At 69.4% G+C, this 13708-nt stretch carries 11 protein-coding genes and 1 pseudogene; 7 read left to right on the forward strand and 5 right to left on the reverse strand.

Going from position 1 to position 13708, the window contains the following annotated elements; genetic code table 11:
- Positions 1-39: 39 nt before the first annotated feature.
- Entirely contained in the window at positions 40-1794 is a 1755-nt protein-coding gene (locus EXE63_RS05160; protein WP_234904694.1) for a sulfatase-like hydrolase/transferase, read from the forward strand.
- Between the two features lies 1 nt (position 1795).
- Here the strand turns inward: EXE63_RS05160 and EXE63_RS05165 are convergent, their stop codons facing one another.
- Positions 1796-2479: a YceI family protein gene (locus EXE63_RS05165; protein WP_168141085.1), complete on the reverse strand. Its 684-nt coding sequence runs from the start codon at positions 2477-2479 to the stop codon at positions 1796-1798.
- 122 nt (positions 2480-2601) lie between these two features.
- Here EXE63_RS05165 and EXE63_RS05170 point away from each other — a divergent pair, with 122 nt between their 5' ends.
- Genes EXE63_RS05170 through EXE63_RS05195 form a run of 6 tightly spaced genes read left to right on the forward strand, consistent with a single transcriptional unit; the run spans position 2602 to position 8458 of the window.
- Positions 2602-4221, forward strand: a complete 1620-nt coding sequence (locus EXE63_RS05170) for a peptide chain release factor 3 (RefSeq protein ID WP_168141086.1) — start codon at positions 2602-2604, stop codon at positions 4219-4221.
- A gap of 42 nt (positions 4222-4263) precedes the next feature.
- Positions 4264-4470, forward strand: coding sequence for a CopG family transcriptional regulator (locus EXE63_RS05175; RefSeq protein WP_168141087.1), 207 nt, complete (start codon positions 4264-4266; stop codon positions 4468-4470).
- The gene (locus EXE63_RS05180; protein WP_168141088.1) at positions 4467-4841 is read left to right on the forward strand and encodes a type II toxin-antitoxin system death-on-curing family toxin; all 375 of its coding nucleotides are present in this window, start codon (positions 4467-4469) and stop codon (positions 4839-4841) included. Before EXE63_RS05175 ends, EXE63_RS05180 begins: the two co-directional genes overlap by 4 nt.
- Before the next feature lie 34 nt (positions 4842-4875).
- Entirely contained in the window at positions 4876-5391 is a 516-nt protein-coding gene (locus tag EXE63_RS05185) for a 2Fe-2S iron-sulfur cluster-binding protein (RefSeq protein ID WP_168141089.1), read from the forward strand.
- Positions 5388-6383, forward strand: coding sequence for an FAD binding domain-containing protein (locus EXE63_RS05190; protein ID WP_168141090.1), 996 nt, complete (start codon positions 5388-5390; stop codon positions 6381-6383). The genes EXE63_RS05185 and EXE63_RS05190 overlap by 4 nt, the downstream gene beginning before the upstream one ends.
- A complete protein-coding gene (locus EXE63_RS05195; protein WP_168141091.1) occupies positions 6380-8458 on the forward strand; it encodes a xanthine dehydrogenase family protein molybdopterin-binding subunit in 2079 nt (692 codons plus the stop codon). The genes EXE63_RS05190 and EXE63_RS05195 overlap by 4 nt, the downstream gene beginning before the upstream one ends.
- A gap of 3 nt (positions 8459-8461) precedes the next feature.
- Here the strand turns inward: EXE63_RS05195 and EXE63_RS05200 are convergent, their stop codons facing one another.
- From EXE63_RS05200 to EXE63_RS05215, 4 genes and pseudogenes are all read right to left on the reverse strand, one after another.
- Complete coding sequence (locus EXE63_RS05200; protein WP_168141092.1) at positions 8462-9415, reverse strand: mechanosensitive ion channel family protein; 954 nt, start codon at positions 9413-9415, stop codon at positions 8462-8464.
- Positions 9416-9454: 39 nt separating this feature from the next.
- A pseudogene (locus EXE63_RS05205) lies at positions 9455-9951 on the reverse strand (O-acetyl-ADP-ribose deacetylase).
- Between the two features lie 10 nt (positions 9952-9961).
- A complete protein-coding gene (locus EXE63_RS05210; RefSeq protein ID WP_168141093.1) occupies positions 9962-13075 on the reverse strand; it encodes a helicase HerA domain-containing protein in 3114 nt (1037 codons plus the stop codon).
- Entirely contained in the window at positions 13075-13692 is a 618-nt protein-coding gene (locus tag EXE63_RS05215; protein ID WP_168141094.1) for a hypothetical protein, read from the reverse strand. Before EXE63_RS05215 ends, EXE63_RS05210 begins: the two co-directional genes overlap by 1 nt.
- Positions 13693-13708: the final 16 nt, after the last annotated feature.

A 13708-nucleotide genomic window follows, 5' to 3' on the forward strand; every position in this document is an offset into this window, starting at 1 on the left:
TGAATTTGACGGGTGAGTCAACCCGACATCGTCATCCTGATGACCGACGAGGAACGCGCGGTCCCCCCGTACGAGTCGCCCGACGTGTTGGCCTGGCGGCAGCGCACGCTGAGCGGGCGGCGCTGGTTCGACGAGCACGGCGTCAGCTTCACCCGGCACTACACCGGGTCGCTGGCCTGCGTACCGAGCCGGCCGACGCTGTTCACCGGGCACTACCCGGATCTGCACGGCGTCACCCAGACCGACGGCCTGGGCAAGCGCTACGACGATTCGCGGTTGCGCTGGCTGCGCCCCGGTGAGGTGCCCACACTCGGAAACTGGTTCCGCGCAGCCGGTTACGACACCCACTACGACGGCAAGTGGCACATCTCGCACGCCGACCTGGAGGACCCGGCAACCGGCAAGATCCTGGCCACCAACGACAAGAACGGCAAGGTCGACCCGAAGGCCGTGCAGGCCTACCTCGACGCGGACCCGCTGGCACCCTACGGGTTCTCCGGCTGGGTGGGGCCCGAGCCGCACGGAGCGGCCCTGGCCAACAGCGGTTTCCGGCGTGACCCGCTGTTCGCGGACCGGATCGTGGCGTGGCTCGAGGACCGGTATGCCCGCCGCCGTGCCGGTGACGCCGCGGCTTTGCGGCCGTTCCTGCTGGTCGCCAGTTTCGTCAATCCCCATGACATCGTGTTGTTTCCGGCGTGGTCGCGGCGCAGCCCGCTGAAGGCCTCGCCGCTGGATCCCCCGCAGGTGCCGGCCGCGCCGACCGCGAACGAGGATCTGCGCAGCAAGCCGGCCGCGCAGGCGGCGTTCCGCGATGCCTACTACTCCGGCTACGGGCCCGCTGCGTCGGTCGCCCGGACCTATCGCCGCAAGGCGCAGGAGTACCGCGACCTTTACTACCGGTTGCACGCCGAGGTCGACGGCCCGGTGGACCGGGTGCGCCGCGCCGTCACCGCGGGCTCCACCGACGCGGTGCTGGTGCGTACCTCCGATCACGGGGAGCTGCTGGGTGCGCATGGCGGGCTGCACCAGAAGTGGTTCAACCTCTACGACGAGGCGACCCGGGTGCCGTTCGTCATCGCCCGCATCGGCGCGGGGGCGACGACGGCACGCACGGTCAGCGCTCCCACCTCGCATGTGGATCTGGTGCCGACGCTGCTCGGCGCGGCAGGCGTCGACGTGCCCGCGGTCGCCGCGCAGTTGGCCGCCGAGTTCAGCGAGGTGCATCCGCTACCCGGACACGACCTGATGCCCGTCGTGGACGGCGGCCCGGCCGATGAGGACCGCGCCGTGTACCTGTTGACCCGCGACAACGTGCTCGAAGGCGACAGCGGGGCGTCCGGGCTGGCACGGCAGCTCGGCCGGGACGTCAATCCCCCTGCACCGCTGCGCATCCGGGTGCCGGTGCAGGTCGCCGGCAACTTCGAGGGTCTGGTGGTGCGCGCCGATGACCGGCTGTGGAAGGTGGTGCGCACCTTCGACGATCCGGGTACCTGGACCGAGCCGGGGGTCCGGCAACTGGCCTACACCGGCAGCGGCGCCGAGCGCTACCGCAGCGATGTGCTCGACGACCAATGGGAGCTCTACGACCTGACCGGCGATCCCGCCGAGGCGGTGAACCGCTGGGAGGACCCGTCGCTGCACGAGCTACGGGCGCTGCTGCGCATGCAGCTCAAGCAGGTACGCGCCGCTGCGGTGCCGGAGCGCAACGCACCGTGGCCGTACGTGCGCCGCCGGCCCCCGGCCCCGGAGTCGGGTGGGCTGCTCGGGCGGGTGCTGGCTAGGTTCCGCCGCTGAGTCAGCCCTTGGCCAGGTGCACCAGGAATTCGATGGTCGCGACCGGCTGCACCTCCAGTAGCGAGGCGGGTGGCCGCGGCGGGTCCACATTGAAGTCGAAGAATCTGATCGGGATGGTCCCGGCGACGTCGACGCGATCGCCGTTGCGCTGGATGTCGATTTGCGCGCTCACCACCCGCGTCACGCCCTTGAGGGTCAGATGCACGGGCACCTCGAGCCGCGCCGGGCTGCCGTCCGCGGGCACCGCGGCCAGGTCGACGGGCATGTTCATGCTCACCGTCGCCGTCGGGAACGCCGCGGTGTCCAGCGCGTCGGTGCTGCGGAAGCGTTCGTCGCGGCCCGGGCGCCCGGAGTCGATGGCGGCAACGTCGACGGTGAATTTGGCGGACATCAGCTGGGATTGGCGGATCTCGGCGCCGCCGGTGACGGCATCGGTGCGCCCGTTGACGTCCACCATCAGCCAGAGCAGCTGCTGCTGGACGCGGTAGCCGGCCAACGATCCGGGTTGCACCATCCACGATCCGTCGACGTCCGTGCTCGCGGGACCGGCCCCGGACGGCAGCGCCAGGGGCGCGTCGGGCGGTCGTTCGACGTAGTTCTTGTACGCCCACGGCGCCACCGCCACGGCGGCGACGAGAAGAACGGCCAGCAGACCCGCAAAGATCAACCAGCTCTTTTTCCTCATCGGGTCATCGTGACAAACCCGCAGGCCTTTGGGGTGATCTTGAAGGAATCAACGTCGCTGCAGGTGGGCACTGTCCGGCGATTATCCGTTTCGCCACCTGGGCAAATATCATCGGAGGCGAGATGACCGAGAACACCCTGACCACCGCCGACACCAAGTCCGCCGCCCGCGTCACCGCGGAGGCCGCCCGGCGGCGCACCTTCGCCGTGATCAGCCACCCCGACGCCGGTAAGTCGACGCTGACCGAGGCGCTGGCCCTGCACGCGCGGGTCATCACCGAGGCCGGCGCCATCCATGGCAAGGCGGGGCGGCGCTCCACGGTGTCGGACTGGATGGAGATGGAGAAGGCCCGCGGTATCTCGATCACCTCGACCGCGCTGCAATTCCCGTATCGCGACTGCGTCATCAACCTGCTCGACACCCCCGGCCACGCCGACTTCTCCGAGGACACCTACCGGGTGCTCACCGCCGTCGACGCCGCGGTGATGCTCATCGACGCCGCGAAAGGCCTTGAGCCGCAGACCCTGAAGCTGTTCCAGGTGTGTAAGCACCGCGGCATCCCGATCATCACGGTGATCAACAAGTGGGACCGCCCGGGCCGCTACGCCCTGGAGCTGATGGACGAGATCCACGAACGCATCGGGCTGCGCACCACTCCCCTGACCTGGCCGGTGGGCATCGCCGGCGATTTCAAGGGCGTGATGGACCGCCGCAAGGGCCACTACATCCGGTTCACCCGCACCGCCGGCGGTGCCACCGCCGCGCCCGAGGAGCACATCCCGGCCGACGACGCGCTGGAGGCCGCCGGCACCGACTGGGAGACCGCGGTCGAGGAATCCGAGCTGCTGTCGATGGACGGCTCCGACTTCGATCCGGACACCTTCCGCACCGGCGAGTCCTCGCCGGTGCTGTTCACCTCCGCGGCGCTGAACTTCGGCGTCAACCAACTGCTCGATGTGCTGGTGGAGCTGGCGCCCTCACCGGGACCCATCGTCGATGTGGACGGAAACCCCCGTCCGGTCGAGTCACCGTTCAGCGCGTTCGTGTTCAAGGTGCAGGCCGGGATGGATTCCTCGCACCGCGACCGCATCGCGTACGCGCGGGTGTGCTCGGGGACGTTCGAGCGCGGCGATGTGCTGACCCACGCCGGTACCGGCAAGCCGTTCGTCACCAAGTACGCGCAGTCGGTGTTCGGCCAGCAGCGCTCCACGCTCGACGATGCGTGGCCCGGCGACGTGATCGGGCTGGCCAACGCCGCGGTGCTGCGCCCCGGGGACACGCTGTATCGCGATGTGCCCGTGGTCTATCCGCCGATCCCCAGCTTCTCCCCCGAGTACTTCTCGGTGGCGCGCGGCACCGATCCGAGCAAGCACAAGCAGTTCCGCAAGGGCATCGAGCAGCTGGACCAGGAGGGTGTGGTGCAGGTGCTGCGCTCGGACCGCCGCGGTGAGCAGGCCCCGGTGTTCGCCGCCGTCGGGCCGATGCAGTTCGAGGTGGCACAGCACCGGATGGCCGCCGAGATCGGCTCCCCGATCGCGCTGGAGTCGCTGCCCTATCAGGTGGCGCGCATCGTCGACCCCAAGGACGCCGACTTCATGAACAAGCAGGTCTCCGCCGAGGTTCTCACCCGCAGTGACGGGGTGATGCTGGTGCTGTTCTCCACGCCGTGGCGGCTGCAGGGCTTCCAGCGGGACAACCCGGACATCGAGCTCCGGTCGCTGGTGGCTGCGGCGGAGGGGTAAAACTCCTCGCCGGGCGTGGTATCACTGCGGTATCGTCGCCTCATGGGCATGACTCTGCGCACCAGCGACGAGCAGACCGCTGCGCTGCGCAAGCAGGCCGAAGCCGAAGGCCGGTCGATGCAGGCCGTCGCCCTCGCCGCCATCGATGAGTACATCGCTCGCCGCGCGCACACCGCCAAGGTCGACGCCGCACTCAGCCGCGTCCTGGTCGAAGAAGCCGGGGTGCTCGAGCGCCTCAAGGACGCGTGACCGAGTACCTCGATCTCGACGACCTGCTCGCGATCGCCCGTCGCGCGATCGACAACGACGTGGCGGTGCGCGATTACGGGCTCCTCGAGTCGGCGTTGGCGCGGCCACGTGCCTCGGTATTCGGCGAGGACGCGTACCCCGATGTCTTTCTCAAGGCGGCAGCGTTGATGCACTCCCTTGCCCGCAATCATGCGCTGGTCGATGGCAACAAGCGGCTGGCCTGGACCGCGTGCCGAACCTTCCTGGCTCTCAACGACCGGTGGATCGCAGCCACCGAGGACGACCGCTTCGACTTCGTCATTCGCGTTGCCACCGGCGCAGAACCCGAGCTCGACGAGATAGCCGCACAACTGCGCGGCTGGAGCGACTGAGTTTCGCCGCAATCCATCCGGGTAACCACCCGCCATGGAGTCAGCCCACTTCACCGAGGTCACCGTGCACGTCGACGGCACCGACCGCACGATACGCATCGACAACCGCACCACCCTGCTGGATCTGCTGCGCGAGCATCTCGGCGTGACCGCCCCCAAGAAGGGCTGCGACCACGGCCAGTGCGGCTCGTGCACCGTCCTGATCGACGGCAGACGCGCCACCACCTGCCTCGGTCTGGCCGTCGCCCACGACGGTGCGGAGATCGTCACTGCCGCCGGCCTCGGCGAGGACGACGCGCTGCACCCGGTCGCGCAGGCCTTCCTCGATCACGACGGGTTTCAATGCGGGTACTGCACGCCGGGACAGATCTGCTCGGCGGTCGGCATGCTCGACGAGGTCAAATCCGGTGCGCCCAGCCACGTCAGCGACGACCTGGAAGCCACCCCCGAACTCACCGATGAGGAGATCCGGGAACGCATGAGCGGCAACCTGTGTCGCTGCGCGGCCTACCCGAACATCGTCGACGCGATCCAGACGGCGGCACGATGATCCCCTTCGACTATCACCGCGCCACCAGCGTCGAGGACGCCGTCACCACGCTCGCCGAGCACCCCGACGCCATGTTCCTGGCCGGCGGCACCAACCTGGTCGACCACATGAAACTCGGTGTCGCACAACCCTCCCTGCTGGTCGACGTCGGACACCTCTTCCCGCTGCAGGACATCGACGTACTGCCCGACGGGTCACTGCGTGTCGGCGCCGATGTGCGCAACGCCGACCTCGCCGCGCACCCGGTGGTGCGCGGGAACTACCCGGTGCTGGCCCGCGCGCTGCTCTCCGGTGCCTCCGGCCAGCTGCGCAATCTGGCGACCACCGGCGGAAACCTGTTGCAGCGCACCCGCTGCGTGTACTTCCAGGACGTCACCACACCGTGCAACAAGCGCGAACCCGGTACCGGTTGCTCGGCCATCGGCGGCTATGTGCGCTATCACGCCATCCTCGGCGCCTCCGAACACTGCGTGGCGGTACACCCCTCGGACATGGCGGTGGCGATGACCGCGCTGGATGCGCAGATCGTCTACGTGGATGCCGACGGTGACCACCGGCGGCCGATCGAGGAGTTCTACCGGCTGCCCGGTGACGAACCCGACCGCGACACCACCCTGCCGCACGGCGCGTTGATCACCGCCGTCGAGATCCCCGCACCACCGGCCGGCGCGCACTCCACCTACCGCAAGGTCCGCGATCGGGCCTCCTATGCCTTCGCGCTGACCTCGGTGGCCGCCGAACTCGTCATCGAAGACGGCACCATCGGCGCGGCCCGCATCGCGCTCGGCGGTGTCGCGCACAAGCCGTGGCGGGCCAGCCTCGCCGAGCGGGCGCTCATCGGCGCACCGGCCGGCGCGGAGGCATTCGAACAGGCCGCCGCTGCCGAACTGGACCAGTCAGAACCGTTGGACGGCAACGAGTTCAAGGTGGCTCTGACGAAGCGGGCGATCGTGGCCATCCTGACCGCCGTGATGGAAGGACATGCACGATGACGCTGGCACACCGCGTGATGGGCACCGCCGTCACCCGCCTGGACGGCCCGGCCAAGGTCACCGGCACCGCGCCGTACGCCTTCGAGTTCGGCGTCGAGAACCCGGTGTACCTGCATCCGATCCAGGCCACCATCGCCCACGGCCGCATCACCGCCATGGACACCTCCGCGGCGGCAGCCATCGATGGCGTGGCCGCGGTGCTCACCGTGTTCGACGCCCCAACGCTCGCCGACGCCTCCAACGGTGACCTCGCGGTGCTGCAGGATGCTGCCGTGCATTACCGGGGCCAGTTGATCGGCGGGGTGCTCGCCGACAGCACCGAAACCGCCCGGCAGGCAGCGTCTCTGGTGCGCGTCGAATACGACGAGCAACCCGTCGACGCCGAACTGACCGCCGACCACCCGAAGCTCTACACCCCCGAGCAGGTCAACCCGGACTACCCGGCCGTGACGGCGCAGGGCGATGCCGAGGCCGCGCTGCGCGAGGCGGCCGTCGTCATCGACAACACCTACACCACCCCGCACGAGCACAACAGCCCGATGGAGCCGCACGCCTGCATCGCGCTGTGGGACAACGGTGAACTGACCCTGTGGGATTCCACCCAGGGTGTGCACGCCGTGCGTGAGGAGATCGCTTCGGCGTTCGGCCTGGACCCGGCCAAGGTGCGGGTGATCGCCAAGAACGTCGGCGGCGGCTTCGGCTCCAAGGGTGCTCCGCATTCGCACAATGTGCTCGCGGTGATGGCCGCGCAACGACTTCCGGGCCGGCACGTGAAGCTGGCGCTGACCCGTCAGCAGATGTTCGACATGGTCGGCTACCGCACCCCGACCATCCAGCATCTGCGTCTGGGCGCCATGCCGGACGGCAGCCTGACCGCGATCAGCCATGAGGTGGTGGAGCAGACCGCGACGGTCAAGGAGTACGCCGAGCAGACCGCGACGCCGACGCGGATGATGTACGCCGCGCCGCACCGCGCAACCTCGCACCAGCTGGCCCCATTGGATGTGCCGGTGCCGTTCTGGATGCGGGCACCCGGTGAATGCCCCGGCATGTTCGCGCTGGAAGTGGCGATGGACGAACTCGCCGTGGCCTGCGATATCGACCCCATCGAATTGCGCATCCGCAACGAGCCGCCCGTCGACCCGGAGACCGGCAACCCGTGGTCCAACCGTCGGCTCATCGAGTGCCTGCAGACCGGGGCCGAACGGTTCGGCTGGGCCGACCGCGACCCCAAGCCCGGAAACCGCTGCGAGGGTGAATGGTTGATCGGGTCGGGTGTGGCATCCGCGGTGTACCCGGCGATGGTGATGCCCGGCAACACCGCCCGCATCGAGCACGCAGCGCCCGGCCGGTTCGTCGTGCAAATCGGCGCGGTCGACATCGGCACCGGCACCTGGACCGCGCTGACGCAGATCGCCGCCGACGCGCTGGGCGTCGAGTTGGCCGCGGTCGACCTGCAGATCGGCGACACCGCGCTGCCCAGCGCCTCGGTGGCCGGCGGCTCGTCGGGCATCACGTCCTGGGGGCGGGCCATCGTCGCCGCGGCCCGGTCCTTCCGGCATGACCACGGCGAGCACCCCGAGGTGGGCGTGCACACCACCGCGTCGGCCGCCGACGCGAACGAGGAGGCCGAGAAGTTCGGGATGTATTCCTTCGGTGCGCATTTCGTGGAGGCGCGGGTCAGCAGGTTCACCGGCGAGGTGCACGTGTCCCGGATGCTGGGGGTGTTCTCGGTGGGCCGGGTGATCAACCCGACGACGCTGCGCTCACAGCTGATCGGCGGCATGACGATGGGCCTGTCGATGGCGTTGCACGAGCACAGCGTGCGCGATCCGCGTTTCGGGCACATCGTCACCCGCGACTTCGCCAGCTACCACATCAGTTCACACGCCGACGTTCCCGCCATCGAGGCCATCGCGCTCGACGACGTCGACGAGCACGCCAACCCGATGGGGTCGCGCGGCGCCGGGGAGATCGGCATCGTCGGCTCCGCGGCGGCGGTGGCCAACGCGGTCTTCCACGCCACCGGGGTACGGGTGCGCGATCTCCCCATCACCTGCGACGCCCTGCTCTAGGGACTACTCGGCGCCTGCGGAGGCCCGCAGCAACGGGTACGGCAGGTCGATACCGTTCTCGTCGTAGGCCCGCAGGATCTCGCGGCGCAGCCGGCGCTGCACCGACCACTGCGCGTTGGGCTTGGTCTTCAGCGTGAGCCGCAGCGTCGCCTGGTCCACCGACATGGTCTGCACGCCCAACATCTCCGGCTCACCGATCACCTTGGCGGCGATGGCCTCGTCCTTGATGGCCTCCCGGGCGGCCTCCAGCGCCACCCGCTCGGCTTCGTGCAGGTCGGCGTTCAGCGCGACGGGCACCTCGATGCGGGCGACCGCGTAGTCCTGGCTCATGTTGCCGACCCGGGCGATCTCGCCGTTGCGGACATACCAGAGCGTGCCGTCGATATCGCGCACCGTGGTGATGCGCAGGCCGACGGATTCCACCTCGCCGATGGCCTCACCGAGGTCGACGATGTCGCCGACGCCGTACTGGTCCTCCAGCAGCATGAACACACCCGTCACGAAGTCACGCACCAGGTTCTGCGCACCGAAACCGATGGCCAGCCCGACCACACCGGCCGAGGCGATGAACGGCGCGATATTGACCCCGAACACGTTGAGGATGGTCAGCACCACCCAGACCAGCAGCACGATCGACGCGGTCGACTTCAACACCGACCCGATGGTCTGCGCGCGCTGCTGACGCCGCGCGGCGACCTTGGCGGCGTTCGCCGAGCCGGTGCGCTCCCGCAGGTTGCGCAGCAGCGGTGGCTTCTTCGATGAGGTCTCGCCGGCGTCGGGCTGGGCTTCGGCGACGATCTTCGGGTTTCTGCCGGTAGTCGCGCGGTCGATGGCGCGGTGGATCAGATATCGCGCGATCAGCGCGATGACCAGGTACGCGGTCACTCTGATGGGCACTTCCACCAGCCAGTGCTTGTTGGTGTCGGTCCATTCGAAAGCAACGTTGTACACATCCATGCTGTGGCCCGTACCCGAATCGACGCGGGGTCAATCTGGTCAAACCAGGCGCGCGCGCACTGCCTCGAAGGTCGTGACATCGAAGGCGACGATTGTCACAGCGGTCACGTTGGTTGCCGCGCCGGCGATGGTGTCGATGGCCGCGGCAATGGCATCGTCCTTGGGCCAGCCGTAGATTCCGGCGCTGATCAGCGGGAAAGCGATTGCAGCGGCACCGAGTCGTCGGCGACCTGCAGTGACCGCCGATAGCAGGATTCCAGCAGGGCGCGGTCGCGCTGACCTGCGTTGTAGTTGGGTCCGACGGTGTGCACCACCCAGCGGGCAGGCAGACTTCCGGCGGTGGTCCAGCCGGCGTCGCCGGTGGCCAGGCCGTCGGGAAAGCGTCTGATGCAGTCCTGCAGCACATCGGGGCCGCCGGCGCGGTGGATGGCGCCGTCGACGCCTCCGCCGCCGCGCATGGCGCTGTTGGCGGCGTTGACGATGGCGTCCACGTTCTGCCGGGTGATGTCGCCGTGCACGGCGGTGATGGTCGGCATGGTGTCAGTACTACTCCGTGGCGGGCTGCGGTGTCTCCGTCTGCGCCAACGCCAGCACGTCCTCGGCCGACGGCGGGCTGGCCGCGTGATAGGACAGGCACCACGGCGCGACGATGCGGTGGAACGCCTCGCCCTCGGTGGCGACGTAAAAGTTCCCGGCCCGCAGGCGGCTGATATCGGGCACCAATCCGCCCTTCGCCCTGGCCATTTCCTCGGCGGTGCCGATCTGCACCGGTGAGTTCAGCAGCCCGTAGAACTGGGTGGTCGCGTTGCCCGGGATCTGGTTGTGCAGGCCCTTCGGCGACTGGGTGGCGAACACCAGTCCCAGGCCGTACTTGCGGGCCTGCGAGGCCAGCGCCAGCGTGCTGCGGGTGCTGGCCGTGGTGCCCCGCGATGGGGCGAGGGTCTGCGCCTCGTCCATCACCAGCAGCCCGCCCAGCGGCCGGTCCCCCGCCGGATTGCGTTTGATCCAGGCGAACAGCGCCATCTGCAGCTGGTTGACGAAGCCCTGGCGCTGCTCGTCGGATTGCAGGCCGATCATGCTGATCACCGACACCCGGGCCCGCTTGCCGTCGGTCGGGGTGAGCAGCAGACCGGGGTCGACGGGCTGGCCAGCCCCGCCGAACATCGGGTCGTTGACCATGGCGGCGCGCAGATCCTGGGCCATGTCCGCGGCGATGCGCCGGCCGTCGGCCAGGTTGCTGACATCGTCGGGCAGATCGGCGAGCATGTCGATGAACCCGTCCAGCGTCGGCGCGGGTTGACGGCCGTACTGCTGCAACGCTTCCCGCAGCACCGCGCGGGACCGGTTGGCCTTCTGCGTCTGCCCGGCGATCAGCGCGCGGGGTTCCAGGGCAGCACAGGCCGATTCGACGGCGTCGTGGTACTCGTCGCGGTCATCGACGACGCTCGGGAAATCGGGCAGCGGCTGGAACGCCAGCGGGCGGCCGTTGGAACGACGTGGCGTCCAGATGACGACCTCGGTGTTCTGCAGGTAATCCTGGGCGCGGCCATCATCGGAGCGCCGCCAGCCGTTGGGCAGCTCCGGCCACGCGGAGCCCAGGCGGGACAGATCGTTGTTGGGGTCCAGCACGATCGAGGACACCCCACGCAGCGCGCACTCCTCGACCAGGCGGCGGATCAGCACCGTCTTACCCGACCCGGAGCCGGCAAAGATCGCAATGTGCTTGCGCAGCATGGCCAGATCGATGGCCACCGTCTCGTCGGTGTGTAGGTCGATGCCGAGTGGGATCTGGGTGTCGGACACCGTGGTTTCCGGCAGCGGCTCCGCTTCCGGTTCCGGTACCGGCTCGGTGGCCTCCACGGCGGCGGGCGCCTCGAAGTCCAGGGCCTCCTGCAGCAGCCTGATGCCGTGCGCGGGCCGACGTTCGCGCAGCCAGTCGGTCAGGCCGTGCAGGTCCTCCGCGATCAGGTCGCGCAGCGCGGCCATGGTGCGGATGTCGTTGTCCGACAACGTCAAAGTGCGCCCACCGGCCGCCTTGACGTCATCGATCAGACTCTGGGTCTTCGAGCCGCTCGGCCACGGGTCGTTGCGCAGCAGGAACAGTCCGCGCCGGTCCGATCCGGACCCGAGACCCGTTGCGCTATAGGCCTTCTTGATGCGGTTCTGGGCGGCGACGGCGTTGGTGGCGCCGACCGCGCGAAACGCCCAGTGCCGTTCGTCGTCGGTGGCCGAGTCGATGGTCTGGCGCAGCCGGGCGTGCAGCACCACATGCGAGCCGGGTGGCGGGTCGCACTTGTAGGACTGGTCATCGCCATGTTCGACGATCCACGCCGTCAGCGCGGCGTTCAGCAGCGCGGGCACCGCGGTGTCCTCACCGTCCTGGTCCAGGGCGGCAGCGGTGACGGCGCGCGATCGGTATTCGGCGAAGCGCCGGTCGATCGGCGAGGTGTCGATGTCGTTATCCGGCTGAGGGTCCGACGGTTTTGGGGCCGCCCCGAAGCGGTGGATCTCGATGACCTCGCGGCGCAGCAGGCAGTCGCGGACGTGTTTGTCGGCGCGGATCAGCAGCTGGCGCGGGGTGTGCCCGGCGGCGCCGTCGAACGCCGCGGGCAGGATCGGCCAGCTCGGGTACGGCGGGGTGAACCCGACCGAGGCGTAGCTGGCGGCGAACCGGCGTTCCAGGATGGCGCGGCCGATATCGGCGCTGGGCAGCGGCGCCAGCGGCGCGGTGACCCGGAACCGGTCGGACACGCTGGCGGTGGCGTGGTCGCGGATGCGTTCCCACGCCGAGGGCAGACACGCCACCACCGCGACGGTGCGCCGCATGGTCTGGCGCAGCGACATCAAGCCGTGCGCGACCTGCTCGAGCACACCGTCGGCGTCGGGTCCGGCCTCGTCGGTGCGGGTGGAGGTCTGCGCGAGCAGGGTGTCGATCTGGTCGAGGGCGAGCACGGCGGGCCCGGCCAGCGCGGTCAGCCGGGCGATATCGCGCACGCACTGCTGCGCGGACGGGCTGGTGCCGCGCAGCCGCCAGGCCTGACGGTCCTCGGCGCCGACTTCCTCGCTGGCCTGCAGGTAGGCGTCGCCGATATCGCGGGCGCCAAGGTCGTTGGCGGCCAACAACACCAGCGCACGCAGGGTCTGGTGGCAGTCGCGGACGTCGCGGCGCGCCTTGGCCAGGGTGTTGACGAAGTCGTCGAGCACCTCGGGTTCGAGGTCCTCGTCGCCGATGATGGCGCGGCGGTCGGCCCGGGAGACGTGCGCGATGGAGGACAGCTCCCACAGCAGGTCCTTGAGCTGGGTTTCGCGGTGCTCGCCGGGGCGCCCGAGGCTTTCCAGGACGCCGCTGCGCACCGATTCCCAGAAGCTGGCGGCATCGAGCAGTTCGACGACGAAGAAGAATCCGCCGCCGGTCTGCACGCGTTGGCGGATCTGGCCGAGCAGGTGGGTCTTGCCCGAGCCGGCCTGCCCGCGGATCGCGACGCCCAGCGGGGCGGTGTCGGGGTCGCGCAGCGCGTCGCCGAACGCGTCCATGACGTCCTCGATGGCGCGCTCATTGAGGCCGTCCACGTGGGTGGCCTGCGGGCGCCACAGATCGTCACTGGTGGGCGCCCAGGTGAGGCGAAGCGCGGCGAGCGCGTCGCGATGTGCATCCTGCATCAGCTCTCGATGCTAATCAGATGCTTGGCCTGATTGCCGACTTCCAGCGCGGCGGCACGGTCTGCCGGGGTGAGGACCTTCTGGTTTTCCTCGGGGATGAGGCTGATGGCGCCGGCGCGGTACAGCTCGCCGAGGGCGTCGTCGATGTCGGTGCGGGGCAGGTCATCGAGCTGTGTGCGCAGTGTCGCCAGCGCGACCCAGGCGCCGGGGCGGGCGGCCAGGGCGGTGTAGGCGTCGCGGATCCGGTCGGTGGGGCCGCTCGGCGTGTCGGGCCAGAACACGTCGGCCAGGCTGAGGTCGGCGCGGTGCAGGTAGCGCTCGAACCCGTGCAGGATCGTGGCCAGGGTCTTCGCCGGTCCGGTGGCGCCGGCGGGCGGGTCGGCGCTCAGGATGTCGCGGCACACCCGCCAGCCGCGGTCGGTGAGCTCGTGCACGAAACGGCCACCGGTGCGGTCGGATTCGATCAGGCCGAGGCTGTTGAGCTTGTCACGGCCGGCCTTCTCCAGGCGGGGGCCCAGCGCGATCAGGTCGGGGTTGGGCACCGGGCGGGATTCGGCCATCAGGACCAGCAGCACAGCGCGCTCGGTGCCGGTCAGGTCTGCCGGGGTGACACTCACGGCTTACAACGTAGCG

It is taken from the genome of Mycolicibacterium frederiksbergense (genome assembly GCF_012223425.1).
GTDB classification, from domain to species: Bacteria; Actinomycetota; Actinomycetes; order Mycobacteriales; family Mycobacteriaceae; genus Mycobacterium; species Mycobacterium frederiksbergense.

Coding starts and splice junctions, on each gene's coding strand:
- EXE63_RS05200 (WP_168141092.1), bottom strand. CDS start 9,415: ATGGATGTGTACAACGTTGCTTTCGAATGGACCGACACCAACAAGCAC.
- EXE63_RS05165 (WP_168141085.1), bottom strand. CDS start 2,479: ATGAGGAAAAAGAGCTGGTTGATCTTTGCGGGTCTGCTGGCCGTTCTT.
- EXE63_RS05190 (WP_168141090.1), top strand. CDS start 5,388: ATGATCCCCTTCGACTATCACCGCGCCACCAGCGTCGAGGACGCCGTC.
- EXE63_RS05185 (WP_168141089.1), top strand. CDS start 4,876: ATGGAGTCAGCCCACTTCACCGAGGTCACCGTGCACGTCGACGGCACC.
- EXE63_RS05160 (WP_234904694.1), top strand. CDS start 40: ATGACCGACGAGGAACGCGCGGTCCCCCCGTACGAGTCGCCCGACGTG.
- EXE63_RS05210 (WP_168141093.1), bottom strand. CDS start 13,075: ATGCAGGATGCACATCGCGACGCGCTCGCCGCGCTTCGCCTCACCTGG.
- EXE63_RS05175 (WP_168141087.1), top strand. CDS start 4,264: ATGGGCATGACTCTGCGCACCAGCGACGAGCAGACCGCTGCGCTGCGC.
- EXE63_RS05170 (WP_168141086.1), top strand. CDS start 2,602: ATGACCGAGAACACCCTGACCACCGCCGACACCAAGTCCGCCGCCCGC.
- EXE63_RS05195 (WP_168141091.1), top strand. CDS start 6,380: ATGACGCTGGCACACCGCGTGATGGGCACCGCCGTCACCCGCCTGGAC.